Below are 22,905 nucleotides of genomic sequence, written 5' to 3'. Positions count from 1 at the left end.
CATGAACGACCACAACACTACTATCGAGTTGGAAACCGCCATGACCACAACCACCATGACCATGATCCAGGCCCTGCGCTCGGCCATGGACGTGATGCTTGAGCGTGACGATAACGTCGTGGTGTTCGGCCAGGACGTCGGCTACTTCGGCGGCGTGTTCCGTTGCACCGAAGGCTTGCAGAACAAGTACGGCACCTCCCGGGTGTTCGACGCGCCGATCTCCGAGAGCGGCATCGTCGGCGTCGCCGTGGGCATGGGTGCTTATGGTCTGCGGCCAGTGGCCGAGATCCAGTTCGCCGACTACGTGTACCCCGCGTCCGACCAGATCATTTCCGAAGCCGCTCGCCTGCGTTATCGCTCCGCCGGTGAGTTCACCGCACCGATGACTCTGCGCATGCCTTGCGGCGGCGGCATCTACGGCGGCCAGACCCACAGCCAGAGCATCGAGGCGATGTTTACTCAGGTCTGCGGTCTGCGCACGGTCATGCCGTCCAACCCTTACGACGCCAAAGGCTTGCTGATTGCCTCCATCGAAAACGATGACCCGGTGATCTTCCTGGAGCCGAAACGCCTGTACAACGGCCCGTTCGACGGCCACCACGACCGCCCGGTAACCCCGTGGTCGAAACACCCGGCCGCGCAAGTCCCGGACGGTTACTACACCGTGCCGCTGGACGTCGCCGCCATCGCACGTCCGGGCAAGGACGTGACCATCCTGACCTACGGCACCACCGTTTACGTGTCGCAAGTCGCGGCGGAAGAAACCGGCATCGACGCGGAAGTCATCGACCTGCGCAGCCTGTGGCCGCTGGACCTGGACACCATCGTCAAGTCGGTGAAGAAAACCGGCCGCTGCGTGATCGTTCACGAAGCGACCCGCACTTGCGGCTTCGGCGCCGAACTGGTCGCCCTGGTGCAAGAGCATTGCTTCCACTACCTGGAAGCGCCTATCGAGCGCGTCACCGGTTGGGACACTCCCTACCCGCACGCACAAGAGTGGGCGTATTTCCCTGGTCCGACCCGTGTGGGCGCGGCTTTGCATCGGGTTATGGAGGTCTGAATGGGCACGCACGTTATTAAAATGCCGGACATTGGCGAAGGCATTGCAGAAGTTGAATTGTCGGTGTGGCACGTCAAGGTTGGCGACATGGTCGTCGAAGATCAGGTGCTGGCCGATGTCATGACCGACAAGGCGATGGTCGACATCCCTTCGCCGGTTCACGGCAAGGTGATTGCGCTGGGCGGCCAGCCTGGCGAAGTCATGGCGGTGGGCAGCATCCTGATCAGCATTGAAGTCGAAGGCGCGGGCAACGTTAAAGAGTCGGCTCAGCCGGCGACCGTTGCCGCGAAAGAAGCACCGGTGGCAGCGCCGAAAGCCGCAGCCGTTGCTGAAAGCAAACCGGTGGCTGCAGCCGCGCCACGAGCGGCCGTGTGCCAAGGTCCGATGGTGGCTCGTGAGGCGGATGAACGCCCACTGGCCTCCCCGGCCGTGCGCAAACATGCGCTCGATCTCGGCATCCAGTTGCGTCTGGTGCGCGGCACTGGCCCTGCCGGTCGCGTTCTGCACGAAGACCTCGACGCCTATCTGGCGCAAGGTCAGCAGCCGCAATCGACCGCCACCGCCGCTTACGCCCAGCGTAACGACGAAGAACAAATCCCGGTCATCGGCATGCGCCGCAAGATCGCCCAGCGCATGCAGGACGCCACGCAACGCGCCGCTCACTTCAGTTACGTCGAGGAAATCGACGTCACGGCCGTAGAAGAACTGCGTGCGCACCTGAACGAAAAACACGGCGCAACCCGCGGCAAGCTGACCTTGCTGCCGTTCCTGGTCCGCGCCTTGGTTGTCGCCCTGCGCGACTTCCCGCAGATCAACGCCCGTTACGACGACGAAGCCCAGGTCATCACCCGCCTCGGCGCCGTGCACGTGGGCATCGCCACTCAGGCCGATATCGGTTTGATGGTGCCGGTGGTGCGTCACGCCGAAACTCGCAGCCTATGGGACAGCGCCACGGAAATCTCCCGCTTGGCTACCGCTGCCCGTAACGGCAAGGCCAGCCGCGATGAGCTGTCCGGCTCGACCATCACGTTGACCAGCCTCGGCGCCTTGGGCGGGATCGTCAGCACCCCGGTGCTGAATCTGCCGGAAGTGGCGATCGTCGGCGTCAACAAAATCGTCGAACGCCCGATGGTCGTCAAAGGCCAGATCGTGATTCGCAAGATGATGAACCTCTCCAGCTCCTTCGATCACCGCGTGGTCGATGGCATGGACGCGGCGCAATTCATCCAGGCCATCCGTGGCTTGCTCGAACAACCCGCTACTTTGTTTGTGGAGTAGGTCATGCAACAGACTTTGAACACCACGCTGCTGATCATCGGCGGCGGCCCCGGCGGTTATGTGACGGCGATTCGTGCCGGTCAACTGGGCATTTCGACCATTCTGGTGGAAGGCGAATCGTTGGGCGGCACGTGCCTGAACATCGGCTGCATTCCGTCCAAGGCACTGATCCACGTCGCGGAACAGTTCCACCAGACGCAGCATCACAGCCAACACTCGGCCCTGGGTATCAGCGTTTCCGCGCCGACGCTCGACATCAGCAAGAGCGTCGAGTGGAAGGACGGCATTGTTGATCGCCTGACTACCGGCGTCTCGGCGCTGCTGAAAAAGAACAAAATCCAGGTCATTCAAGGGTTTGCGAAAGTCATCGACGGTAAAACCGTAGAAGTCGGCGACACGCGCATTCAGTGCGAGCACCTGGTGCTGGCCACCGGTTCGAAAAGCGTGAACTTGCCGATGCTGCCGATTGGCGGCCCGATCATCTCCTCCACCGAAGCCTTGGCGCCGACCTCCGTGCCAAAACGGCTGGTGGTGGTCGGCGGTGGTTACATCGGTCTGGAGCTGGGGATTGCCTATCGCAAGCTCGGTGCCGAGGTCAGCGTGGTCGAGGCACAGGAGCGCATCCTGCCAGCCTACGACGCCGAACTGACTCAGCCGGTTCATGACGAATTAAAAAAACTCGGCATGAAGCTTTACTTGAAGCACAGCGTGGAAGGCTTTGATTCAAAAGCAAATACCTTGCAAGTTCGTGATCCGAATGGCGACACGTTGAACCTGGAAACCGATCAGGTGCTGGTGGCGGTCGGGCGCAAACCCAACACTCAGGGCTGGAACCTCGAAGCGCTGAATCTGGACATGAACGGTTCGGCGATCAAGATCGACAACCGCTGCCAGACCAGCATGCGCAACGTCTATGCCATCGGCGACCTCAGCGGCGAACCGATGCTCGCGCACCGGGCCATGGCTCAGGGCGAAATGGTGGCCGAACTGATCAGCGGTAAATCCCGCGAGTTCAACCCAACCGCGATTGCCGCCGTGTGCTTTACCGACCCGGAATTGGTGGTGGTCGGCAAGACGCCGGACGAGGCCAAGGCTGGCGGTTTGGACTGTATCGTGTCGAGCTTCCCGTTCGCGGCGAATGGCCGGGCGATGACTCTGGAATCGAAAAGCGGCTTCGTGCGCGTCGTGGCGCGCCGTGACAATCATGTGATTGTCGGCTGGCAAGCCGTTGGTGTGGGCGTGTCGGAATTGTCGACAGCGTTCGGCCAGAGCCTGGAAATGGGCGCAAGACTGGAAGACATCGCCGGCACCATCCACGCGCACCCGACCTTGGGCGAAGCCGTCCAGGAAGCGGCGTTGCGTGCCTTGGGCCACGCGTTGCACCTATAACCGCCTCACACTGATCGTTCCCATGCTCCGCGTGGGAATGCCTCAACGGACGCTCCGCGTCCGCTTCAGGGACGCGGAGCGTCCCGGGCTGCATTCCCACGCAGAGCGTGGGAACGATCAAAGGAACGCAATCCGGGCTGCGAAATGGGTCCGGAATGAAGTATTGTTGTCCCCATCCAAAAAAACGTCAGAAGCCTTGAACCGTTTCGACGGTTGTTAAGTGATAGAGGGTGTCATGGGTAACGAAAGCATCAATTGGGACAAGTTGGGTTTTGACTACATCAAGACAGACAAGCGCTATCTGTCGCACTGGCGTAATGGCGAGTGGGACAAGGGCACCCTGACCGAAGACAATGTGCTGCACATCAGCGAAGGCTCCACCGCCCTTCACTATGGCCAGCAATGCTTCGAAGGCCTTAAGGCCTATCGTTGCAAGGACGGTTCGATCAACCTGTTCCGTCCGGATCAGAACGCCGCACGCATGCAACGCAGCTGCGCCCGCCTGCTGATGCCACAGGTGTCCACCGAGCAGTTCATCGAAGCGTGCAAGGACGTCGTTCGCGCCAACGAGCGTTTCATCCCGCCTTACGGTACCGGCGGCGCGCTGTACCTGCGCCCGTTCGTGATCGGCGTGGGTGACAACATCGGCGTGCGCACTGCACCCGAGTTCATCTTCTCGATCTTCTGCATCCCGGTCGGCGCCTACTTCAAGGGCGGCCTGACCCCGCACAACTTCCTGATCTCCAGCTACGACCGTGCAGCCCCACAAGGCACCGGCGCGGCCAAGGTCGGTGGCAACTACGCCGCCAGCCTGATGCCAGGTTCCCAGGCCAAGAAAGCGCACTTCGCCGACTGCATCTACCTGGACCCGATGACCCACACCAAAATCGAGGAAGTCGGTTCGGCCAACTTCTTCGGGATCACCCACGACAACAAGTTCGTCACGCCGAACTCGCCGTCGGTACTGCCGGGCATCACCCGTCTGTCGCTGATCGAGCTGGCCAAATCGCGCCTGGGTCTGGAAGTGGTCGAAGGTGACGTGTTCATCGACAAGCTGTCCGACTTCAAGGAAGCCGGCGCTTGCGGTACGGCGGCCGTGATCACCCCAATCGGCGGCATCAGCTACAACGACAAGCTGCACGTGTTCCACAGCGAAACCGATGTCGGCCCGGTCACCCAGAAGCTCTACAAAGAGCTGACCGGTGTACAGACTGGCGAAATCGAAGCGCCAGCCGGCTGGATCGTCAAGGTTTGATCTGACACCCGCGGCCCCGAAGCCCTTCATTGCCTTGGTGATGAGGGGCTTTTTTATGAGCGCTGGCCACGTTCGCTGCCTCCCGGCGCGATGCGCTTGCCCTCCCTGCCCTTTATCCCGCTGGCCTGGCCGTCCTGTTGCTTGCCAGTCCGCGCCTGAGTGATCAGCCCCGGAATCAGTGCACCTTCCGGCAGATTCTTCCAGAACCGCGCCGGCAAATGCCCTTGCATGACTTTCGGGTTCAGCCGCGCAGGGTTAAAGATATGGCTGTAGTACGTCAGCCACATGTCGCTGTGTGGATCGTCGACGTTTTTCGCCAGTTGCTGCCATTCAGCCGGGCACTTGCGTTGATGAATCAACTGGTCGCCATCGTAGTAAACACCGTCCCGAGGCGTGGCGATCAACCAGCGATGTCGGCCCATTCGACCGATGAAGTGTTCACTGGCGCTGCACAGGATGTCATGAGCCGGTTCATGCCAGGCAACGTACTGCGGCCCCTCGCCTACCGGTATCGACACGAAGCGTACGAATGCATGTAAATGATGAGCTTCACGCTGTACCTGTTTGATTCTTCTCTGTAATTCGCTGCCGATTTTATCTCCGGCCATCATCGCCGTGCGGTCGCCATGACTCACCCGCCATAGTACTTCGTACAGCAGACTCCAGCGCTGATCGCCGCGATAACGAGCGGCTCGCTCGAGTGTGTCGAGCAGCGTTCGCGGAATGCGCGCCTGGAACAGACCTTGTGTTTCAGGCAACACATCATCACTGGCGAACAGGTCTGCCACACGTTCACTGGCCCAACTGACCAGACTGGGATCAACCTGATGGCTCAGCAGCCAGCGTGCTTGCTGGCGCCAAGTGTCGAACAGGTCGTCGCAATCCAGATTGATCATCCCCAGAGCCCCATTTGCTGGGGTGGTGGCCGGTCGCGCAATTGTTGATAGAGCATATGACTGGTGACCTCAGCCTGTTGTGGGTGGTAATCGCTGGTGATGAAGAACGGCTTGGCCTTGGCCAGCACGCAACGCATTCGGGCCAGGTCCTCATAGCGAATGCGTCGCTGGCGGCGCAACTCCACCAGCCGCTCGGTCGTGCGCAGGCCAATACCGGGGATACGCGAAATCAAGGACGCCTCGGCGCGGTTCAAGTCCAGCGGAAAGACTTCACGGTGCTCCAGTGCCCAGGCCAGTTTCGGGTCGATGTCGAGTGCCAGATGCCCCGGGCCGTTGAACAGTTCGCCAGCCTTGAAGCCATAACTGCGCAAAAGGAAATCGGCCTGATACAAACGGTGCTCGCGCATCAGCGGCGGCGCGGCCAGCGGCACGCTTTTCGGGCTATTGGGGATCGGGCTGAACGCCGAGTAATAGACCCGCCGCAGACGGAAGTCGCCGTATAGCGCCTGGGCAGTATGAAGAATGGTGCTGTCGTCGGTGTCATCGGCGCCAACGATCATCTGCGTGCTCTGCCCGGCTGGCGCGAATCTCGGAGCCCGCGGTTCGTTCAGGACAGTCTGTTCGCCCGTGTAGATGGTTTGCATCGCTTGTTTGATCGAGCCCAGCTGCTTCTCCGGGGCGAGGATTTGCAGGCTGTCATCGGTGGGCAGTTCGATGTTGACGCTCAATCGATCGGCGTAGCGTCCGGCTTCTTCGATCAGCGCCGGGTCAGCTTCGGGAATGGTCTTGAGGTGGATGTAGCCGCGAAACTCATGGTCTTCGCGCAGCAGTTTGGCCACGCGGATCAATTGCTCCATGGTGTAGTCCGCCGAGCGAATGATCCCGGAACTTAGAAATAGCCCACTGATGCAGTTACGTCGGTAGAAATCCAGCGTCAGCGTCACGACTTCTTCGGGAGTAAAACGCGCGCGTGGCACATCACTGGAACGGCGATTGACACAGTACTGGCAGTCATAAAGACAAAAGTTGGTGAGCAGGATCTTCAACAGCGAGACGCAACGACCATCCGGCGTATAGCTGTGGCAAATGCCCATGCCGTCGGTCGAGCCCAGGCCGCTCTTGCCCTCGGAACTGCGTTTGGGCGCTCCACTGCTGGCGCAGGACGCGTCGTACTTGGCGGCGTCGGCGAGAATGCCGAGCTTATCGATGAGTTCCATGAGGCGCCCCCTTTACTGTTTGGATATACAGTATAGGGTCAGCACCTGAGGTTCAAGGCGGCATCGCGCCCTTGGTCCGATAGACGCCCTGAAGTCCGTCCTGGGCAATCCGGACAAACAACCACTCGACAAACACCCGTGTAGCCTCCGTCACCTCCGGCGCCACCCCGTAGTAATAACGCGGCAACGGCATGCGCAGCTCGGGTAACGGGCACATCATGCGCCCGCTCGATAGATGGGTGCCCAGTAAGGAGGCCGGACACAAGGCAATGCCCTGCCCGTCCACGGCGGCTTCAAGCACCCGATGCATATGATCAAACTGGCGGGTGACCTGAGTGGCTGACTGGCTTTGACCAAAGTGCAAGGCCCAGTTGTGCCAGTCTTCGCGACGCGCCTTGGCAGTTAACAATGTGTGTCGGCTCAGCGCCGTGAGGTCTTCAAGTGGCAGGCGTTCGATCAGTGAGGGCGCCGCGACCAGCAACAGTTCGTCTTCGAACAGAGGTCGCGCCTCAATCGCTGGCGCCCAGTCGTCACGGCCACGACGAATGACCACGTCGAAGCCGTCGCGGGCATGGTCAGGCGCCTGGGTTTGAGTGATGACCTGCGGTTTGATGTCCGGGTGCTGCGCAATGAAATCCTCCAACCGGGGCGCCAGCCACAGCATGGCAAAGGACGGCCGGACATTGATCTTTACGGTCGGCAGCGCAGCATGCTGCTTGAGCGCCGCAGCGGCGTCGGCGATCTGTGCCAGCCCGGCGCTGACCTGCTCATAAAAGCGCTGGCCGGCCGGCGTCAGCAGCGATTGCCGGATACGCCGTTCGAACAGCAGCACGCCGAGGTGCTCTTCAAGCAATTTGATGTGCCGGCTGACGGCACTGTGGCTGACATGCAGCTCTTCGGCCGCCAGGCTGAAACTCTGGTGACGAGCCGCAACGGCGAAGGCGCGAACAGCATTAAGCGGCGGTAGTGGATTGGTCATGCGTCTAATTTAGTCACATATGCGCCGCATTTAAAGCGTTTGTCACGCTCGCTTCGCCGCGCCAATCTGCCCGCACGCGGCAAGCGCCACCTGACGGAGCACGACATGAACAGCTATGGAGTCTTTCTACTTTTCGCCACCCTGACCATTTTGAGCCCTGGGCCAGGCGTACTCCTGACCTTGTCCAACGCCGCGCGCCACGGCTGGACCGGGGCCGTGCCGGGCATTCTGGGGATCGCGTCGGGGGCGTTTATCGTGGCCGCCATCAGCGCCACCAGTGTCGGCTTGATACTCAGCACTTCGGCCAACGCCTTTACCGCGTTGAAATACGCAGGCGCTACCTATTTGTTGTATCTGGGTTTCAAAAGCTGGCGCTCGGATCGTTTCAGCACACTGCTGGAAACACGCCCCTCAAGCCCGGGTTATCGCTACCTGGAAGCCGCTTCGATCCAGTTTTTGAACCCCAAGGCGGTGTTTTTCTTCCTCGCGGTGTTCCCGCAATTCATCGACACCTCGGCCCATTTCTCCGCCCAGTTTTTCAAACTGGTCGCCTCCTATGCCGTACTGGTGATCCTGGTGCATGGCAGCTACGCCTTGCTCGCCAATGCCGCCAAAGGCTGGTTGTCGAGCCCGAAGGGTTCGTGGCTGGCGGCGAAAGTCTCAGGCGTGACCTTCGCCGGTTTTGGCGTGCTCATGGCCTCAGCCAGTCGTTAAGGTGCGGGGCTGGTGCTCGCTCGGCGTCTGGTCTCGGTAGATGTGGGTTTTGCAGCCGTGAGCTGAACCGGCAGCTCAACGGCGAAACGGCTGCTGAGTTCCTTGCGCCCTGTTGCGGTCAACGCCAGCGCCCGACTGTCCAGATCCTGCGTCAGCCATTTGCGTTTGATCGCCGTTTGCAGCAACGCCGCCCCCAACGATCCACCCAGATGCGGTCGGCGCATGCTCCAGTCCAGGCATGGGCAGGCAAATCGGCGGCGCAATGTGTTCAGGTCTTTGACTTCGATCCCCAACCCTTCAAACAACACTTCGCCGCTGTCGCTCAGCTGGTAAACCTGCTCATCGGTTTCCAGCAGCCAGCCTTTTTCCAGCATCCGGTCATGCAGCAACACCGCCAAGGTGCCGGCCATGTGGTCGTAGCAGGTGCGGGCGAATTGCAGGCGATCCGGGGTGCGCGGGTTGAAGGTCGGCGCGGCGTTCTGGCCGACGACCATCAGCGCTTCCAATGCCTGGGCCACCCGTTTGTCCGCGAGGCTGTAATAGCGATGGCGGCCCTGGACGTGCAAACGCACCAATGCCGCTTCCTTGAGTTTTGCCAGATGGGCGCTGGCGGTAGACGCACTGACCTCGGCGATCGCCGCCAGCTCGGTGCTGGTGCGGGCGTGGCCGTCCATCAGCGAACAGAGGATCTTGGTCCGGGCCGGTTCCGCTATGGCCGCAGCGACTTGAGAGACGCCAATGTCATGCTGTTCTGCGTTCATACTTCGCTCCCGGACGAATCAAGGGCCTTTCGGACTGGTGATAGTAGCAACACTTTCCCCACCACGATGAAGGCTGCGACCCATGGACCCGATCATCGCTGCGACTCATGCCGATCCTTATCCCTATTACGCACAATTGCGCGCCGAGGGCGGGCTGGTTTTTCTTCAGGGACTGAAACTCTGGGTGGCCAGTAGCGCCCGCGCTGTGTCGGCGGTACTGGCGCATCCCGATTGCCATGTTCGACCGGCCCACGAACCGGTGCCCAAGGCGATGGCGGGTGGCATGGCCGGCCAGGTATTCGGGCAACTGATGCGGATGAATGAAGGCGAACGCCAGCGGTGCCCGAGGTCGGCGATTCAGCCGGGGTTGGCGTTGATTGATGTTGATGAAGTCAATGCGCTGGTCGGTGCGAGGTTGCTCAGTCCGGACGCTGATGGGCTGCACAAAGCGATGTTCCGTGGCCCGGTGTGCGTGGTGGCGGCGCTGCTGGGGTTTACACCGGCTCAGGGTCGAGTGATCAGCGAGCTGACGGCGGATTTCGTCGCGTGCCTGTCACTCCTTAGCGATCAGGCACAACTGAACGCAGCCGATGCGGCGGCGGAGCAATTGAGTGGCTATTTCATCGAGTTAATGGACGACCCGGCCCCTCAAAGCGCCCTGCTCGCCGGTATTCGCCAGCGCTTTGCGGCGACATCAACCGACCCCGAAGCGTTGATCGCCAACCTCCTTGGTCTGTTCTCCCAGACGTATGAGGCCACCGCCGGGCTGATCGGCAATGCGTTGGTAGCGCTAATACGAAACCCCTCGTTGCCGAGCGATCCGGTTCGCATCGATGAGCTGTTGGCTGAGGTCCAGCGCTTCGATCCGCCGGTGCAGAACACCCGCCGGTTCGTCGCCGCGTCTTGTGAAATCGACGGCGTGAGCCTGAGCCCCGCCGATGTGATTCTAGTGCTGCTGGCCTCGGCCAATCGTGATTCGCAGCTCAATGACTCTCCCGACGCCTTCCTGCTCGATCGCCCGCAGCGTCGCAGTTTCACTTTTGGCGCGGGGCGGCATCAATGTCCGGGGCAGGTATTGGCCATGAGCATCGCCAGCGCTACGGTGACGCAGATTATGCAGATGAAACCTGCGCTGGATCGATTGACCTGGCGCTACCGGCCTTCGTTGAATGGACGGATTCCGTTGTTCGCTGATTTGTCGGCAGGCTGATCGACCGCGTTATCGTTCTTCGCGAGCAAGCCCGCTCCCACCGGGGGATTTGCGCCGAACACAAAAAATCCAAGCTCAACACAGACCAATGTGGGAGCGAGCCTGCTCGCGAAGGCGTTCTAAATACAACGCACCTATTAATTACACCAAGTAAAAACTGAAATGACTGGCAATGCCTATGTCCCAGGTGCCTTTCTCCCTAAAGTCACGGTAATAAAAGACACCGAGGCGTCACTGATGCAAACCCAACTGGACACGGCACTGAACGCTTTTGCCCGCGCAGACCTGCTGCAAGGCCCCACGCCCATTCAGCGCGGCGAACGCCTCGAACGGCTGCTGGGCCTGGATACCCAGGGAATCGGCCTGTTTCTCAAGCGGGACGATCACATGCTGATTGGCGGTGGTGGCAACAAACTGCGCAAACTCGAATTCCATATCGGTGCGGCGCTGGCGGCCGGGGTCGACACGGTCATTACCATCGGCGGCCTGCAATCCAACCATGCACGCCTGACCGCCGCAGTCTGCGCGCGCCTGGGCCTCGCTTGCGAATTGATCCTGACCCGCTCAGTCCCCAAAACCGAAGTGGATTACGAACTCAACGGCAACGTGCTGCTCGACCAATTGTTCGGAGCAGACATCAGCGTGCTTGCCGGTGGCACCGACTCACTCGCCAGGGCCGAGACACGGGCCGCGCAACTCCGGGAATCGGGGCGCAAGGTCATGGTGCTTCCTACGGGCGGCTCAACGCCACTTGGCAGTCTCGGTTACGCGCGCTGCGCAGCGGAAATTGCGCAGCAGGAAACGGCACTCGGCCTGACCTTCAATCAAGTCGTGGTACCCAACGGCAGCGCCGGCACCCACGCCGGGCTCGCGGCTGGCTTCCAGTTGCTGCACCGAGGCACATCGATCGTCAAGTCGTACTCGGTGTTATCCGATCAAGACACGTCAGCGGCCAGAACCCTGAAATTGACTCAGGACACCTTGGCGTTGCTGGGCAGCAACGCCATCGTGCAGGCCGACGAGATCAGCATCGACGGCAGTCAATTGGGCAACGGTTACGGTCTGCCGACGCCAGCCATGCAGGACGCCGTGCACCTGATGGCCCGCGCCGAAGGCCTGTTGATCGACCCGGTGTACTCCGGCAAAGCCTTCGCCGGCCTGTTGGCCGACCTCCGGCAAGGACATTTCCACGCCGGGGACAACGTGCTCTTCGTGATGACCGGCGGCACACCGGGGCTGTATGCCTACCGGGAAACGTTTCAGGCCTAACCGTTAATACGGGTTTTCCCGTTTCAGCTCAGCGCCTGGCGACAAGCTGAGCTAAAACGAGGCGCTCCATTTGTAACAACGACCAGAGTTTCAGACCCGTCCTACATCTATCAAATGCCCTTTGATATAGCGTCCGCATCGCTTTCAGAAAATGAAACAAGGACGCTCATGGCTCGTAACACAGACATCCCTCGGGTTCAAAACCCACCGTCAGGCGACGGGCATCACATCACCAGCCGCTACATGAACGCCACAGAACTGGCAGAGCGCGATGCCAGGCAAAAGAATTATGACGACATGTTGGCCCGGCAACAGGCATATGAAGACCGTTTCATAAAGCGACCTCAACAACAGGACCCTCCGCCCCCCAAAGGTTGCGTATTCGCCAAAAGTTGCAACCTTCCCGACGGCGTAATCAATCACGTCAACCCGACCGGGTTTGTCGCTGTCGAGAAACTGGCCGATTACGGAAAATTCTCTCTGCTAGGCGGCCGAGAAAGGGACTCCGCGGGAAACATCCCTCTCAAGAAAATCAGTGGTAGTGCGTTACCGGCTGCAATAGGAACGCTTGTCTTAGGCGGGGTTGGTGCTGTTGGCACCGGGACAAGTTCTGTTGGTGGTGCCGGCGTCGTAGCGGGAGGTGTCGCTGCTGGCACATTAGTGGGAATGCTTGCGCTGCTCTGGCCCTCGAGTCTGGAAGACAGTTCTCTGTACACAGAAGAACAGCTCAAATCACTCAAGGAAGGCCGCACACGTGTCCGACTGCATGTCGAACAACAGGCCGATGGCACCTTGAAAGGATACGGATACAACACCCAGAAGCGCAGCGATTGGGAAATGGTTCCTGTAGTGCAGTTCGTTGTTCAAGGTACTCAGCAAGTGGCTGATTTCGGCAATGGGATAACGCTGATATGGACCCCAGCCGTTGACCCATCTAACACTTTGGGAATCCCGGCGCTGGAAGCTGCCCCACAAGTCCCGCCCATCTGGATTTATCCGCCTACCGAGCAGGCAGATAACATCATCGTCGATCCGATTTACCCGCCTGAATACAAGGACTTCATCCTTGTTTTCCCGGCTGATTCTGGTGTGCAGCCGCTGTATGTTGTGGTTTCAAGAACTGCTGGCGGCAGTGATATAAAGTACCACCGACCACCGTTGGCATTACCTGCATTTCCTGAAGCCCTTCCTGTTAAATCAAAAAGCAGTGTTCAGGGCGGAGGGAGTAAGCGCAGCCGGTGGAAAGACCGGAAGGGGCGGATATATGAATGGGACAGCAAGACGGGCGCAATAGAGATCTACGACAAACTAGGTAAGCATATTGGCGAGTTCAACCACGAAACAGGTGAACAGATTGACCCCGCAAAACCCGGTAGAACCACCCCAAAATGAATTAAGAGGCTATTTATGTTTTTATGGATTAGCGGTTTTTTAAAAGGTGATATCGAGGATGACTCCTTAAAATACGAACTTACAGTTCGACCTCAGTTTGAAGCCTTGGTAATGGATTGTCTTGGCTGGAAAAGTCTTGATGAAAGTTCGGATGGGGAATGGCTGCTAACCGGCGAGCAAGTCCAAAAAGTCTCCATAGCTCTCAATGAGCGGTTACCGACTGAACTGGACCTCTTCATAGGGGTGCGCGAGTAGGCGAGTGCGATGTCAGGAGCTCTACGCAACCAGCGACCTGTACTTGCCGCCCGTTTGCATGCCCATAAGACAAGGGCAATGTTCCAGGAGTTAAAAAGTGAGCTTTCTCTACCAAGATCCATCAATGAGCCACGATGAAGCGACGAAGCTTCTGGCCAGCGGCGTGGATACGAACATTATTGCGGCATTGGTTTCTATCGGTCTGAATGAGGAAGATAGAGCCTGGGCTCAGAACACGTGCCTTAAGTACCTCGCAAGTGAGACAGAATCGGTTGCAGCATCCGCCGTCACCGCGCTGGGTCACATAGCTCGCAGGCATAGTCGACTGGATAGAGACAAGGTCCTTCCTGCACTGGCAACTGTGAAGAACAAATTCCCTTCGCTGGAAGGAATTATTGCGGACACGCTTGACGATATTGACGCATTCGCCTGATCTATCGAGCGTTCAAATAGGGGGATTTGAGGTGAGGGAGCTTGCCCCTCACCACAACGACTCAATCATCCCGTGTCAGCACTTCCAGCAATTCAATCTCGAAAATCAGATTCGAATGGGGGGTAATCGCCCCCATCGAACGCTCGCCATACGCTAAATGCGCGGGCACCAGCAGTTTGCGCTTGCCGCCGACCTGCATGCCGATGATTCCCTGATCCCAGCCCTTAATCACGCGACCGGTGCCGATCACGCACTGAAAAGGTTTCCCTCGGCTGTAGGAAGAATCGAATTCGGTGCCGTCTTCCAGCCAGCCGCGGTATTGAGTGGTGATCAGTGCGCCTTTGACCGCGGCTTTGCCGTCGCCTGGTTCGAGGTCGATGATTTGCAATTCGTCGTTCATACTGCTTACTCGTTCACTGTCGCCCCGGACTGAGGGCGCGGACGGTGGTTTTCGCAGAATCCGCCGCGGATGGCAATCCATGGAACCGAAACGCCGCCCGCCTGCTCACATGAATATCGATTTCGTACTCAGGAAAGGATGCTCTGATGACCGACTCACGATCATTGCGCAGTTTCATTCCGCCTTACATCCTCAACCGCATTATTGCCCACGGCTCCGAGCGGCAGCGTTCCAGTGCGCTGAACACGCTGACCCACGTGCGCACCCTTCGTCACTCGCCGACTCCACCGGTACGTTCTGCGGCGGCAACGATCCTGCCTCCCTCCACTCAACCCGGTCTGGTACAGCGCAGTATCTATGATGCGCAGGGCAAAATGCTCCTGCCGGGGATGCCGGCGCGCCTCGAAGGCCAGCCGGCGACGGGCGACCCGGCGGTCGACGAGGCTTACGACGCGTTGGGCGCCAGTCACGATTTTTTCTGGAAGGTGCTGGGCCGTGACTCCATCGACAACAAAGGTTTTGCCCTGATTGGCAGCGTGCATTACGGCCAGGACTACGAAAATGCGTTCTGGAACGGTGCACAGATGGTGTTCGGTGACGGCGATGGCGAAATTTTCGAGCGCTTCACCCGCTCCCTGGATGTGATCGGGCACGAGTTGACCCACGGCGTGATCGAAAGCGAAGCCGGCCTGGTCTACGCCGACCAGTCCGGGGCCTTGAATGAATCGATATCGGACGTCTTCGGCGTCCTGATCAAGCAACATGTGCTGGGCCAGACGGCCAACGAGGCGGACTGGCTGATCGGCGCCGACCTGCTGACGCCGCGGATCAAAGGCATCGGACTACGCTCGATGGCTCATCCCGGCACGGCGTATGACGACCCGCTGCTGGGCAAGGATCCACAACCGGACCACATGCGCAAGTTCGTCATTACTCAGGAAGACAACGGCGGTGTGCACATTAATTCCGGCATCCCCAATCGCGCATTCTATCTGGCGGCCAAGACCCTGGGCGGGTTTGCCTGGGAGAAAGCCGGGCGCATCTGGTACGACACGCTGTGCGACAAGCGCCTGCACAGCGAGGCGTCATTCGCTGCCTTCGCCGATCTGACCCTCGCGCATGCCCGGCAACTTTTTGGCCCCGATGAAGCCAAGGCAGTGCGCCATGCCTGGTCTGAAGTGGGTGTCGATGTCTCTCAGGAGAAACCATGAAAACCTTGCCAACACTGGGTGATGATGCCGTGGTGAGTCTTTCCCGCCAGGGCGGTGTGGCGGCGATCCACGCGTTGACCCGCCCTCGTCGAATCGAATTCGCGCAATGCGACCTCGATCAGCGCACGCGCATCTGTTCATTGCTGGAAGGTTGCCTGCCGCTCGCAGACTCCGCCTCGGGCCGAGGTGATCAGCGCTTCTTTGAAATCGAAGTGGATTTTCGCAGCGGCGAGCAGGACGATCGCATGGTGATGAAAGTGCCTGAGGATCGGGCACCGGGTGAATTGGTGCGGCTGTGGGACAAAGGCGAGGTGTTATGAGCCTGCTGTTGTCGGGCCACGTGAACTAACATTAGCGCATCTTTTCCGTACGGCTGATGCGCCATGATGGCAATCCCTGAATGAATCTGGCCTGGACCAGCGCCGCCATCGGCACGGTGATGTTTGCCCTGATCGTCGCGTTGATCTGTCGCGAGCGCTCGTTGCGCAAGCAGTTGGCCGAATCTCGCGTGCTGATCGCCAGCCTGACCGATGGGCAGACTATTCATCAGGACGGCGACGTCGAACGCTTCAAACGCAGCCAGTACTTCGCTCGCATCGGCACTTGGGACTGGGATGTCGACACCGACAAGCTTTACTGGTCGGACGCGATTTACGGCATGTTCGGCTTCAAGATCGGTGAGGTCACGCCCTCCTACGCGTTGTTTTGCGCTTGCGTGCACCCGGACGATAGGACCAAGGTCCGGGCCGGCGAGCTGCGTTGCCTGGAAACCGGCGAAAACCATGACGAGGAATACCGCGTCATCTGGCCCGACGGCACCCTCCGCTGGCTTCGGGAAACCGGCAATGTGGTCAAGAACGACCACGATGCAACCATCAAGATGATGGGCGTGGTGCGCGATATCACTGAAGAAAAAGCCTCCGCCAGCTACCTGCAACACCTGGCCCACTTCGACCCGCTGACCGGCTTGCCCAATCGTCTGGTGCTCGAAGAGCGTCTGTCCGAGGCCTTGGAGCAGGCGCGCATCAGCGCGACGAGGGTGGCCTTGGTGTTCGTCGACCTGAACGGTTTCAAGGCGATCAACGATGTTTACGGGCATGCCGCCGGCGACCGGGTGCTGATCACCACCGCCACCCGACTGAAGAGAATCCTGCGCTCAACCGACACCGTGGCGCGGATCGGTGGCGATGAATTTGTGGTCATTCTGCAGGGCCTGGCTCAAGGCATCAGCCTGCACGACGAGGCGCGCAACATCTGCCAGAAAATCTTCGTCGAACTCTCGCCGCCCATCAGCATCGGCAACGACCAGCGCCACATCGGCAGCAGCCTGGGTGTCGCGGTATTCCCCGACCACGCGCCGAGCATGGACCGGCTGATTCACATTGCCGACCTGGCGATGTATGAGGCCAAGCGCAGCGGGAATAATCAGTATCGGTTGGGCACGGAAAGCCCGGTGCGCGCTCACAGCGAGTAGCCCCTAGACGGCTTATCGCTCAATCGGCGTGATATCCATGATGGTGCCGTTGGTAATCATCACCATCATGTACTTGTCGTTGATCTGCACCCATTGCGCCTGATCCTTGGGCGCTTTCAGGCCTTTCGCCTTCCAGTTGGTCAGGGCTTTTTCGCTGCGCTGGTAAACGTCCGGGGCGCGGTCGCCGACTTCCAGCTTGCGGGCGTTGTTGACGCCGGGCTGGACGGTTTTTTGCGGTGGGTCATCCGCCTGAACGATCGGGCTGATACCGGCTATGCCTGCGACAAGGGCGAGGCTGGCGATAAGGGTTTTGTTGTTCATTGGTGAACCTCCAGTGATGTCGTTGTACCCAAACTCCGACTGCACTCGCGATCAATCATTCATTACTTTGCGATGATTCTGTGCCGGACTGTACCGGGGACCGACCCAATTGATCCGCTTCATGCATCAATGCATGCCAACAATGCACTTATCATATCGGTCGCCCTGCTCCACCATTCGCCCCAATAAGAACCGTGCACCGCGTTCAGGCGGCGCACGTCATAAAAGCGGTGGAGTACAGGTCAATGACAACATCAATCCATTCCGGGCGCTCCCGCGCCAGTGCGATTTTCCGGGTTACCTCGGGCAACTTTCTCGAACAGTTCGACTTCTTCCTTTTTGGCTTTTACGCCACACAGATCGCTGCCGTGTTCTTCCCGGCGAGCAGCGAATTCGCCTCCCTGATGATGACCTTTGCGGTGTTCGGTGCAGGCTTCCTGATGCGACCTTTGGGCGCGGTGGTGCTGGGTGCGTACATCGACGATGTGGGTCGACGCAAAGGGCTGATCGTCACCCTGTCGATCATGGCCAGCGGCACGATTCTGATTGTGCTGGTGCCCGGTTACGACACCATCGGACTGTTTGCCCCGGCCATCGTGTTGATCGGCCGATTGCTGCAGGGCTTCTCGGCCGGCGCGGAAATGGGCGGTGTCTCGGTGTATCTCTCGGAAATCTCTACTCCGGGGAATAAAGGGTTTTTCACCAGTTGGCAGTCGGCCAGTCAGCAGGTGGCGATCATCGTCGCGGCAGCGCTCGGCTATGGCCTGAACCAATGGATGGCGCCAGCGATGATTGCCGACTGGGGCTGGCGGATACCTTTTTTCGTTGGCTGCATGATCGTGCCGTTCATTTTCTTCCTGCGCCGTAACCTGGAGGAAACCGAGGAGTTCGCTGCCCGCAAACACCGCCCGAGCATGGGCGACGTGTTCCGCACCCTGGCGCAGAACTGGGTGATTGTGTTCGCTGGCATGATGATGGTCGCCCTGACCACTACCGCGTTTTACCTGATCACCGTGTACGCGCCGACCTTCGGCAAAACCGTGCTGCACTTGAGCACCGCCGATGCCCTGTTGGTGACCTTGCTGGTGGGCGTTTCGAACTTTTTCTGGCTGCCGATTGGCGGCGCATTGTCGGACCGCATCGGCCGTCGACCGGTGTTGATCGCCATGGCCCTGCTGACCCTCGCCACCGCATACCCGGCGCTGACGTACCTGGTGCACGCGCCGAGTTTCATCAACATGCTGCTGGTGTTGCTGTGGTTGTCATTTATTTATGGCTTGTACAACGGCGCGATGATTGCCGCGCTGACGGAGATCATGCCGGTCGAAGTGCGAGTCGCCGGGTTCTCGTTGGCGTACAGCCTGGCGACGGCGGTGTTTGGCGGTTTCACCCCGGCGATGTCGACCTTTCTGATCCAGTACACCGGCGACAAGGCTGCGCCCGGTTACTGGATGAGTTTTGCGGCGCTTTGTGCGTTGTGCGCGACGCTGCACCTCTATCGTCGTTCGACCGGTCGCCTGCAACCGGCGATGTCTTGAACCAGCCCTTTTCGAGAAACCCTCCATGAAAAAGCTTTTCAATTTTGCCACCCTGGTCCTCGTGGCCAGCCTCGGTCTGAGCAGCATCGCCCAGGCCGAAGAGATCCGCGTGATGACTTCCGGCGGCTTCACCGCGGCCTACAAAATCCTCGGCCCAAAATTCGCCGCGTCCACCGGCAACACGCTGGATACGGCACTCGGTCCGTCCATGGGTAAGGCCCCGGAAGCGATCCCCAATCGGCTGGCCCGCGGTGAAAAGGCCGACGTGGTGATCATGGTCGGCTACGCCCTCGATGATCTGATCAAGCAAGGCAAAGTCGATCCCGCGTCGCGCGTCGAACTGGCCGATTCGCGAATAGGCCTGGTGGTGCGCGAAGGCGCGCCGAAGCCGGACATCAGCTCCGTCGACAGCCTGAAAAAGACCTTGCTCGACGCGAAGTCTGTCGCCTATTCCGACAGCGCCAGCGGCGTATACATCGAAAATCAGCTGTTCAAGCGACTGGGCATCGAAGAACAACTCAAACCCAAGTCAACGATGGTGCCGAAAATCCCGGTGGGTTCGGTGGTCGCCACCGGCGACTATCAACTGGGCTTCCAGCAGGTCAGCGAGTTGCTGCCGGTCCCTGGCGTGAGTTTTGTCGCGAAGATCCCGGAGTCGGTGCAATCGGTGACCCGCTTCGCCGCCGGTATTCCGGTGGGTGCGCAGCATCCGGCCGAAGCCAGGGCGCTACTGGACTACCTCGCCTCCGCCGCGGCTCAGCCCGATGTGCAAGCCACCGGCCTGGACTCGGTCAATCGCTGACCTGGACTTTCATTTCCACTACCAGGCGTTCCAGCTCCAACGCCGCCGGGGTCAAGGTTCGACCCCGGCGCTTGATCAAGCCGACGCTGCGCATCACCTGCGGATCGGTCAGTGGCACCCGCGTCAGAATCGGGTGATCCGCCGCCGGCATTGCCATCAATGGCACCGCCGCCACACCCAACCCGGCCTCCACCAGACCAATCATTGTCGTCACATGCCGGGTTTCACAGATGCTCGGCCGCTGCGGCACGATGCCCGTGAGCGCCTGATCGAGTAAAAAGCGATTGCCGGACGTCTTGTCCAGCGAGATGTAATCCTGCTGATAAAACTCGTCCCACGTCACGCTGCCGCGCCCGGCCAACGGGTGATCGCGCCGGCAGGCCACCACATAACCTTCCTGCACCAGCGGCTCGAAATCCACTTCGGCCTCCAGGGTGCCCATGAAACTCAGGCCGAAATCCGCTTCACCGTTGACCACCGCACTCAGCACTTCATGGGCGCTGGAGTCGAGCACCTTGACCTTGATTCGCGGAAACTGGCGATGGTAGTGCGCAATCACTCGGGGCATGAAGTAGTACGCCGCCGAGGGCACGCAAGCGACCGTGACGTGGCCGAGCCGGGTCGAGGCGACTTCGCTGATGCCGAGCAATGCCACGTCCAGATCATCCAGCAGCCGCTCGACGCTGGGCATGAAACCGCGTCCTGCCTGGGTCAGGCTGACTTTGCGCGTGGTGCGTTCGAACAATCTGACGCCAAGGGCGTCTTCGAGTTTCTCGATGCGCCGGCTCAGCGCTGGCTGCGAGATGCGCACAGCGTCGGCAGCCTTGCGAAAACTACCCTGCTCGACCACGGCGCGGAAGGCTTGCAGGTCGTTGAGGTCGAAGTTGATGGCCATGGTGGGGGGCTCAAGGGACAGACAGATTGATCAGCTTATCGTATGAATGTAACTAATTGATGCGAAATGTAACGATATCTTTATTGCCTGCAAAGCCGCCTTCGCGAGCAAGCCCGCTCCCACATTCGATCTCTGTCGTACACAAATTCTGTGTTCACCGAAGATCAAATGTGGGAGCGGGCTTGCTCGCGAAAGCGGTGTATCAGTCAACACCGTTGTATGTTCATGGCTGACGCATCCCGCATCACCCTTTATCCTTGTCGCCCCGCCGTACCGAGTTCTGGAGTTTGTCATGCCCCATGAAGGCAACCTGTTGCAAGCCGCTGTCGTGTTTCTGTTCGCGGCGGTGCTCACCGTGCCCTTGGCCAAGCGCCTGCAATTGGGGGCGGTGCTGGGTTATCTGTTTGCCGGGGTGATCATCGGCCCGTCGGTGCTTGGCTTGATCGGCAATCCGCAAAGTGTCAGCCACATTTCCGAGTTGGGCGTGGTGTTGCTGCTGTTCATCATCGGCCTGGAATTGTCTCCGCGGCGCTTGTGGGTGATGCGCAGATCAGTATTCGGCGTCGGCCTGGCGCAGGTGCTGCTGACGGGTTCGATGATTGGCGTGGTGGCGTTGTTTGTCTTCGGGCAGTCACTGAATAGCGCGATTGTCCTGGGCCTGGGCCTGGCCCTGTCGTCCACCGCGTTTGGCCTGCAGAGCCTGGCCGAACGCAAGGAACTGACCAGCCCCCACGGGCGCTTGGCCTTCGCGATTCTGTTGTTCCAGGACATCGCCGCAATCCCGCTGATCGCCATGGTGCCGCTGCTGGCCGGCGGCGATCACACCACCACTGCCGCCGAAGATTTGAACCACGGATTGAGAGTGCTCGGCAGCATCGCCGTGGTGGTGATTGGCGGGCGCTATTTGCTGCGCCCGGTGTTCCGTGTGGTGGCAAAAACCGGTTTGCCGGAAGTCTCCACCGCCACCGCGTTGCTGGTGGTGATCGGCACTGCATGGTTGATGGATCTGGTCGGCGTCTCCATGGCGCTTGGGGCATTCCTGGCCGGTTTGCTGCTGGCGGACTCCGAATACCGGCATGAACTGGAAGCGCAGATCGAACCGTTCAAGGGTTTGCTGCTGGGGCTGTTTTTCATCAGCGTCGGCATGGGCGCGAACCTGAGTTTGCTGCTGAGCGCGCCGATTGTGGTGCTGGGGCTGACCCTGCTGCTGATCGCGATCAAGCTGCCGCTGTTGTTTGTGGTGGGCCGACTGGCGGGTGGCTTGAGCAAAGTCAGTGCGATTCGCCTCGGCATCGTGTTGGCCGCCGGCGGTGAGTTTGCCTTCGTGGTGTTCAAGATCGGCCGCGACCAAGGCTTGTTCGAGCCGCGCCTGTATGACTTGCTGGTACTGACGATCACGCTGTCGATGGCCGTGACCCCGTTGTTGCTGCTGATCTGCGCACGACTGGTCAGCCCCAAGGTTCAGCCGGTGGTGGTGCCGGAGAAATTCCGCGAAATCGATACCGACGCGCCGCGTGTGGTGATCGCCGGCATGGGCCGGATGGGGCAGATCGTGGCGCGGATTCTGCGTGCGCAAAACATCAAGTTCGTCGCCCTCGACACCTCGGTCGAAACCATCGAACTGTCCCGCAGCTTCGGCGGCGTGCCGGTGTTCTACGGCGACCCGATGCGCCCGGAAATCCTCAGTGCGGCCAAGGTCGAGCAAGCGGAGTATTTCGTGATCGCCACCGACGATCCGGACACCAACATCAAGACCGCCGAGCTGGTACACAAGCTGTACCCGCACATGAAAATCATCGCCCGGGCGCGTAACCGCCAGCACGTTCACCGTTTGGTCGACATCGGTGCCGAGGCGATTCGGGAAACTTACTATTCCAGCCTGGAAATGAGCCGGCGGACGTTGGTCGGATTGGGGCTGACCCAGGCCCAGGCGGATGCGCGGATCAAGCGCTTCAAGCATCACGATGAACAGGTGCTGGAAGCCCAGCATGCTATTTATGACGATGCGGCGAAGGTATTGCAGACGGCCCAGGAAGCCCGGGCGGAACTGGCGCGGTTGTTTGAGGCGGATCAATTGGAAGAGGAAGCGGGTAAAAATTGAGGTGCATTTGAGGGCCTCTTCGCGGGCAAGCCCGCTCCCACAGTGGTTTTGGGTG

The 22,905-nt window shown here is 59.8% G+C and carries 23 protein-coding genes; 16 read left to right on the top strand and 7 right to left on the bottom strand.

The window, feature by feature from the left end:
- The first annotated feature begins 1 nt into the window (after position 1).
- The 4 genes from ACA057_RS14485 to ACA057_RS14470 all read left to right on the top strand — a co-directional run bounded on the left by ACA057_RS14485 (position 2) and on the right by ACA057_RS14470 (position 4,982).
- On the top strand, positions 2–1,060 hold the full coding sequence (locus ACA057_RS14485) for an alpha-ketoacid dehydrogenase subunit beta (protein WP_497349415.1): 1,059 nt from the start codon (positions 2–4) through the stop codon (positions 1,058–1,060).
- Entirely contained in the window at positions 1,061–2,338 is a 1,278-nt protein-coding gene (locus ACA057_RS14480) for a dihydrolipoamide acetyltransferase family protein (RefSeq protein WP_497349413.1), read from the top strand.
- Between the two features lie 3 nt (positions 2,339–2,341).
- On the top strand, positions 2,342–3,727 hold the full coding sequence (gene lpdA, locus ACA057_RS14475) for a dihydrolipoyl dehydrogenase (protein WP_497349411.1): 1,386 nt from the start codon (positions 2,342–2,344) through the stop codon (positions 3,725–3,727).
- Between the two features lie 235 nt (positions 3,728–3,962).
- Positions 3,963–4,982 carry a branched-chain amino acid aminotransferase gene (locus ACA057_RS14470; protein WP_497349409.1) on the top strand — a complete coding sequence of 340 codons (1,020 nt, stop codon included), beginning with the start codon at positions 3,963–3,965 and terminating at the stop codon, positions 4,980–4,982.
- A gap of 53 nt (positions 4,983–5,035) precedes the next feature.
- Here the strand turns inward: ACA057_RS14470 and ACA057_RS14465 are convergent, their stop codons facing one another.
- Genes ACA057_RS14465 through ACA057_RS14455 form a run of 3 tightly spaced genes read right to left on the bottom strand, consistent with a single transcriptional unit; the run spans position 5,036 to position 8,074 of the window.
- Positions 5,036–5,878, bottom strand: a complete 843-nt coding sequence (locus ACA057_RS14465) for a TIGR03915 family putative DNA repair protein (protein WP_497349407.1) — start codon at positions 5,876–5,878, stop codon at positions 5,036–5,038.
- Entirely contained in the window at positions 5,875–7,095 is a 1,221-nt protein-coding gene (locus ACA057_RS14460) for a putative DNA modification/repair radical SAM protein (protein WP_497349405.1), read from the bottom strand. Before ACA057_RS14460 ends, ACA057_RS14465 begins: the two co-directional genes overlap by 4 nt.
- Before the next feature lie 52 nt (positions 7,096–7,147).
- The gene (locus tag ACA057_RS14455; RefSeq protein ID WP_497349403.1) at positions 7,148–8,074 is read right to left on the bottom strand and encodes a LysR substrate-binding domain-containing protein; all 927 of its coding nucleotides are present in this window, start codon (positions 8,072–8,074) and stop codon (positions 7,148–7,150) included.
- A 105-nt stretch (positions 8,075–8,179) separates the two neighbouring features.
- On the opposite strand from ACA057_RS14455, the gene ACA057_RS14450 reads away from it, so the two are divergent.
- Positions 8,180–8,788 (top strand): LysE family translocator, encoded by a 609-nt coding sequence (locus ACA057_RS14450; RefSeq protein WP_497349401.1) that lies wholly within the window; start codon positions 8,180–8,182, stop codon positions 8,786–8,788.
- Here ACA057_RS14450 and ACA057_RS14445 read toward each other — a convergent pair.
- Positions 8,785–9,549, bottom strand: a complete 765-nt coding sequence (locus ACA057_RS14445) for an ArsR/SmtB family transcription factor (protein ID WP_497349399.1) — start codon at positions 9,547–9,549, stop codon at positions 8,785–8,787. The two genes, ACA057_RS14450 and ACA057_RS14445, sit on opposite strands and share 4 nt — an antisense overlap.
- 82 nt (positions 9,550–9,631) lie before the next feature.
- Between ACA057_RS14445 and ACA057_RS14440 the strand changes: the two genes are divergently transcribed.
- From ACA057_RS14440 to ACA057_RS14420, 5 genes are all read left to right on the top strand, one after another.
- A complete protein-coding gene (locus ACA057_RS14440; RefSeq protein ID WP_497349397.1) occupies positions 9,632–10,759 on the top strand; it encodes a cytochrome P450 in 1,128 nt (375 codons plus the stop codon).
- Between the two features lie 237 nt (positions 10,760–10,996).
- Entirely contained in the window at positions 10,997–12,028 is a 1,032-nt protein-coding gene (locus tag ACA057_RS14435) for a D-cysteine desulfhydrase family protein (protein WP_497349395.1), read from the top strand.
- Positions 12,029–12,196: 168 nt separating this feature from the next.
- Positions 12,197–13,420: an S-type pyocin domain-containing protein gene (locus ACA057_RS14430; protein WP_497349393.1), complete on the top strand. Its 1,224-nt coding sequence runs from the start codon at positions 12,197–12,199 to the stop codon at positions 13,418–13,420.
- A gap of 15 nt (positions 13,421–13,435) precedes the next feature.
- A complete protein-coding gene (locus ACA057_RS14425; RefSeq protein ID WP_497349391.1) occupies positions 13,436–13,675 on the top strand; it encodes a pyocin S6 family toxin immunity protein in 240 nt (79 codons plus the stop codon).
- Between the two features lie 97 nt (positions 13,676–13,772).
- Positions 13,773–14,108: a hypothetical protein gene (locus ACA057_RS14420; RefSeq protein WP_497349389.1), complete on the top strand. Its 336-nt coding sequence runs from the start codon at positions 13,773–13,775 to the stop codon at positions 14,106–14,108.
- Positions 14,109–14,169: 61 nt separating this feature from the next.
- Here ACA057_RS14420 and ACA057_RS14415 read toward each other — a convergent pair whose 3' ends face one another.
- A complete protein-coding gene (locus tag ACA057_RS14415) occupies positions 14,170–14,508 on the bottom strand; it encodes an FKBP-type peptidyl-prolyl cis-trans isomerase (RefSeq protein WP_401358904.1) in 339 nt (112 codons plus the stop codon).
- 146 nt (positions 14,509–14,654) lie between these two features.
- Between ACA057_RS14415 and ACA057_RS14410 the strand changes: the two genes are divergently transcribed.
- The 3 genes from ACA057_RS14410 to ACA057_RS14400 all read left to right on the top strand — a co-directional run bounded on the left by ACA057_RS14410 (position 14,655) and on the right by ACA057_RS14400 (position 17,193).
- Positions 14,655–15,719, top strand: a complete 1,065-nt coding sequence (locus ACA057_RS14410) for a M4 family metallopeptidase (RefSeq protein WP_497349386.1) — start codon at positions 14,655–14,657, stop codon at positions 15,717–15,719.
- Entirely contained in the window at positions 15,716–16,039 is a 324-nt protein-coding gene (locus ACA057_RS14405) for a protealysin inhibitor emfourin (RefSeq protein ID WP_497349384.1), read from the top strand. Before ACA057_RS14410 ends, ACA057_RS14405 begins: the two co-directional genes overlap by 4 nt.
- An 80-nt stretch (positions 16,040–16,119) precedes the next feature.
- Positions 16,120–17,193, top strand: a complete 1,074-nt coding sequence (locus ACA057_RS14400) for a diguanylate cyclase domain-containing protein (RefSeq protein WP_497349382.1) — start codon at positions 16,120–16,122, stop codon at positions 17,191–17,193.
- Between the two features lie 12 nt (positions 17,194–17,205).
- Here the strand turns inward: ACA057_RS14400 and ACA057_RS14395 are convergent, their stop codons facing one another.
- On the bottom strand, positions 17,206–17,514 hold the full coding sequence (locus tag ACA057_RS14395; RefSeq protein ID WP_401358908.1) for an RcnB family protein: 309 nt from the start codon (positions 17,512–17,514) through the stop codon (positions 17,206–17,208).
- Positions 17,515–17,759: 245 nt separating this feature from the next.
- On the opposite strand from ACA057_RS14395, the gene ACA057_RS14390 reads away from it, so the two are divergent.
- A complete protein-coding gene (locus tag ACA057_RS14390) occupies positions 17,760–19,052 on the top strand; it encodes an MFS transporter (protein WP_497349380.1) in 1,293 nt (430 codons plus the stop codon).
- A 25-nt stretch (positions 19,053–19,077) separates the two neighbouring features.
- A complete protein-coding gene (locus tag ACA057_RS14385) occupies positions 19,078–19,854 on the top strand; it encodes a substrate-binding domain-containing protein (protein WP_497349378.1) in 777 nt (258 codons plus the stop codon).
- On the opposite strand, the gene ACA057_RS14380 is transcribed toward ACA057_RS14385, so the two are convergent.
- Entirely contained in the window at positions 19,844–20,749 is a 906-nt protein-coding gene (locus ACA057_RS14380) for a LysR family transcriptional regulator (protein WP_497349376.1), read from the bottom strand. The two genes, ACA057_RS14385 and ACA057_RS14380, sit on opposite strands and share 11 nt — an antisense overlap.
- Positions 20,750–21,041: 292 nt before the next feature.
- Between ACA057_RS14380 and ACA057_RS14375 the strand changes: the two genes are divergently transcribed.
- The gene (locus tag ACA057_RS14375; protein ID WP_497349374.1) at positions 21,042–22,850 is read left to right on the top strand and encodes a monovalent cation:proton antiporter-2 (CPA2) family protein; all 1,809 of its coding nucleotides are present in this window, start codon (positions 21,042–21,044) and stop codon (positions 22,848–22,850) included.
- Positions 22,851–22,905: the final 55 nt, after the last annotated feature.

Source organism: Pseudomonas sp. LBUM1661 (assembly GCF_059695925.1).
Note: the sequence above shows the minus strand (reverse complement) of the source record. Positions and strands in the feature narration are given on the sequence as shown.

What these genes read in the sequence shown, in the direction of transcription:
- ACA057_RS14480 (WP_497349413.1), top strand. Translation starts at nt 1,061, where the DNA reads ATGGGCACGCACGTTATTAAAATGCCGGACATTGGCGAAGGCATTGCA.
- ACA057_RS14430 (WP_497349393.1), top strand. Translation starts at nt 12,197, where the DNA reads ATGGCTCGTAACACAGACATCCCTCGGGTTCAAAACCCACCGTCAGGC.
- ACA057_RS14460 (WP_497349405.1), bottom strand. Translation starts at nt 7,095, where the DNA reads ATGGAACTCATCGATAAGCTCGGCATTCTCGCCGACGCCGCCAAGTAC.
- ACA057_RS14445 (WP_497349399.1), bottom strand. Translation starts at nt 9,549, where the DNA reads ATGAACGCAGAACAGCATGACATTGGCGTCTCTCAAGTCGCTGCGGCC.
- ACA057_RS14385 (WP_497349378.1), top strand. Translation starts at nt 19,078, where the DNA reads ATGAAAAAGCTTTTCAATTTTGCCACCCTGGTCCTCGTGGCCAGCCTC.
- ACA057_RS14440 (WP_497349397.1), top strand. Translation starts at nt 9,632, where the DNA reads ATGGACCCGATCATCGCTGCGACTCATGCCGATCCTTATCCCTATTAC.
- lpdA (WP_497349411.1), top strand. Translation starts at nt 2,342, where the DNA reads ATGCAACAGACTTTGAACACCACGCTGCTGATCATCGGCGGCGGCCCC.
- ACA057_RS14400 (WP_497349382.1), top strand. Translation starts at nt 16,120, where the DNA reads ATGAATCTGGCCTGGACCAGCGCCGCCATCGGCACGGTGATGTTTGCC.
- ACA057_RS14415 (WP_401358904.1), bottom strand. Translation starts at nt 14,508, where the DNA reads ATGAACGACGAATTGCAAATCATCGACCTCGAACCAGGCGACGGCAAA.
- ACA057_RS14435 (WP_497349395.1), top strand. Translation starts at nt 10,997, where the DNA reads ATGCAAACCCAACTGGACACGGCACTGAACGCTTTTGCCCGCGCAGAC.
- ACA057_RS14410 (WP_497349386.1), top strand. Translation starts at nt 14,655, where the DNA reads ATGACCGACTCACGATCATTGCGCAGTTTCATTCCGCCTTACATCCTC.
- ACA057_RS14470 (WP_497349409.1), top strand. Translation starts at nt 3,963, where the DNA reads ATGGGTAACGAAAGCATCAATTGGGACAAGTTGGGTTTTGACTACATC.
- ACA057_RS14485 (WP_497349415.1), top strand. Translation starts at nt 2, where the DNA reads ATGAACGACCACAACACTACTATCGAGTTGGAAACCGCCATGACCACA.
- ACA057_RS14425 (WP_497349391.1), top strand. Translation starts at nt 13,436, where the DNA reads ATGTTTTTATGGATTAGCGGTTTTTTAAAAGGTGATATCGAGGATGAC.
- ACA057_RS14455 (WP_497349403.1), bottom strand. Translation starts at nt 8,074, where the DNA reads ATGACCAATCCACTACCGCCGCTTAATGCTGTTCGCGCCTTCGCCGTT.
- ACA057_RS14390 (WP_497349380.1), top strand. Translation starts at nt 17,760, where the DNA reads ATGACAACATCAATCCATTCCGGGCGCTCCCGCGCCAGTGCGATTTTC.
- ACA057_RS14405 (WP_497349384.1), top strand. Translation starts at nt 15,716, where the DNA reads ATGAAAACCTTGCCAACACTGGGTGATGATGCCGTGGTGAGTCTTTCC.
- ACA057_RS14465 (WP_497349407.1), bottom strand. Translation starts at nt 5,878, where the DNA reads ATGATCAATCTGGATTGCGACGACCTGTTCGACACTTGGCGCCAGCAA.
- ACA057_RS14395 (WP_401358908.1), bottom strand. Translation starts at nt 17,514, where the DNA reads ATGAACAACAAAACCCTTATCGCCAGCCTCGCCCTTGTCGCAGGCATA.
- ACA057_RS14380 (WP_497349376.1), bottom strand. Translation starts at nt 20,749, where the DNA reads ATGGCCATCAACTTCGACCTCAACGACCTGCAAGCCTTCCGCGCCGTG.
- ACA057_RS14375 (WP_497349374.1), top strand. Translation starts at nt 21,042, where the DNA reads ATGCCCCATGAAGGCAACCTGTTGCAAGCCGCTGTCGTGTTTCTGTTC.
- ACA057_RS14450 (WP_497349401.1), top strand. Translation starts at nt 8,180, where the DNA reads ATGAACAGCTATGGAGTCTTTCTACTTTTCGCCACCCTGACCATTTTG.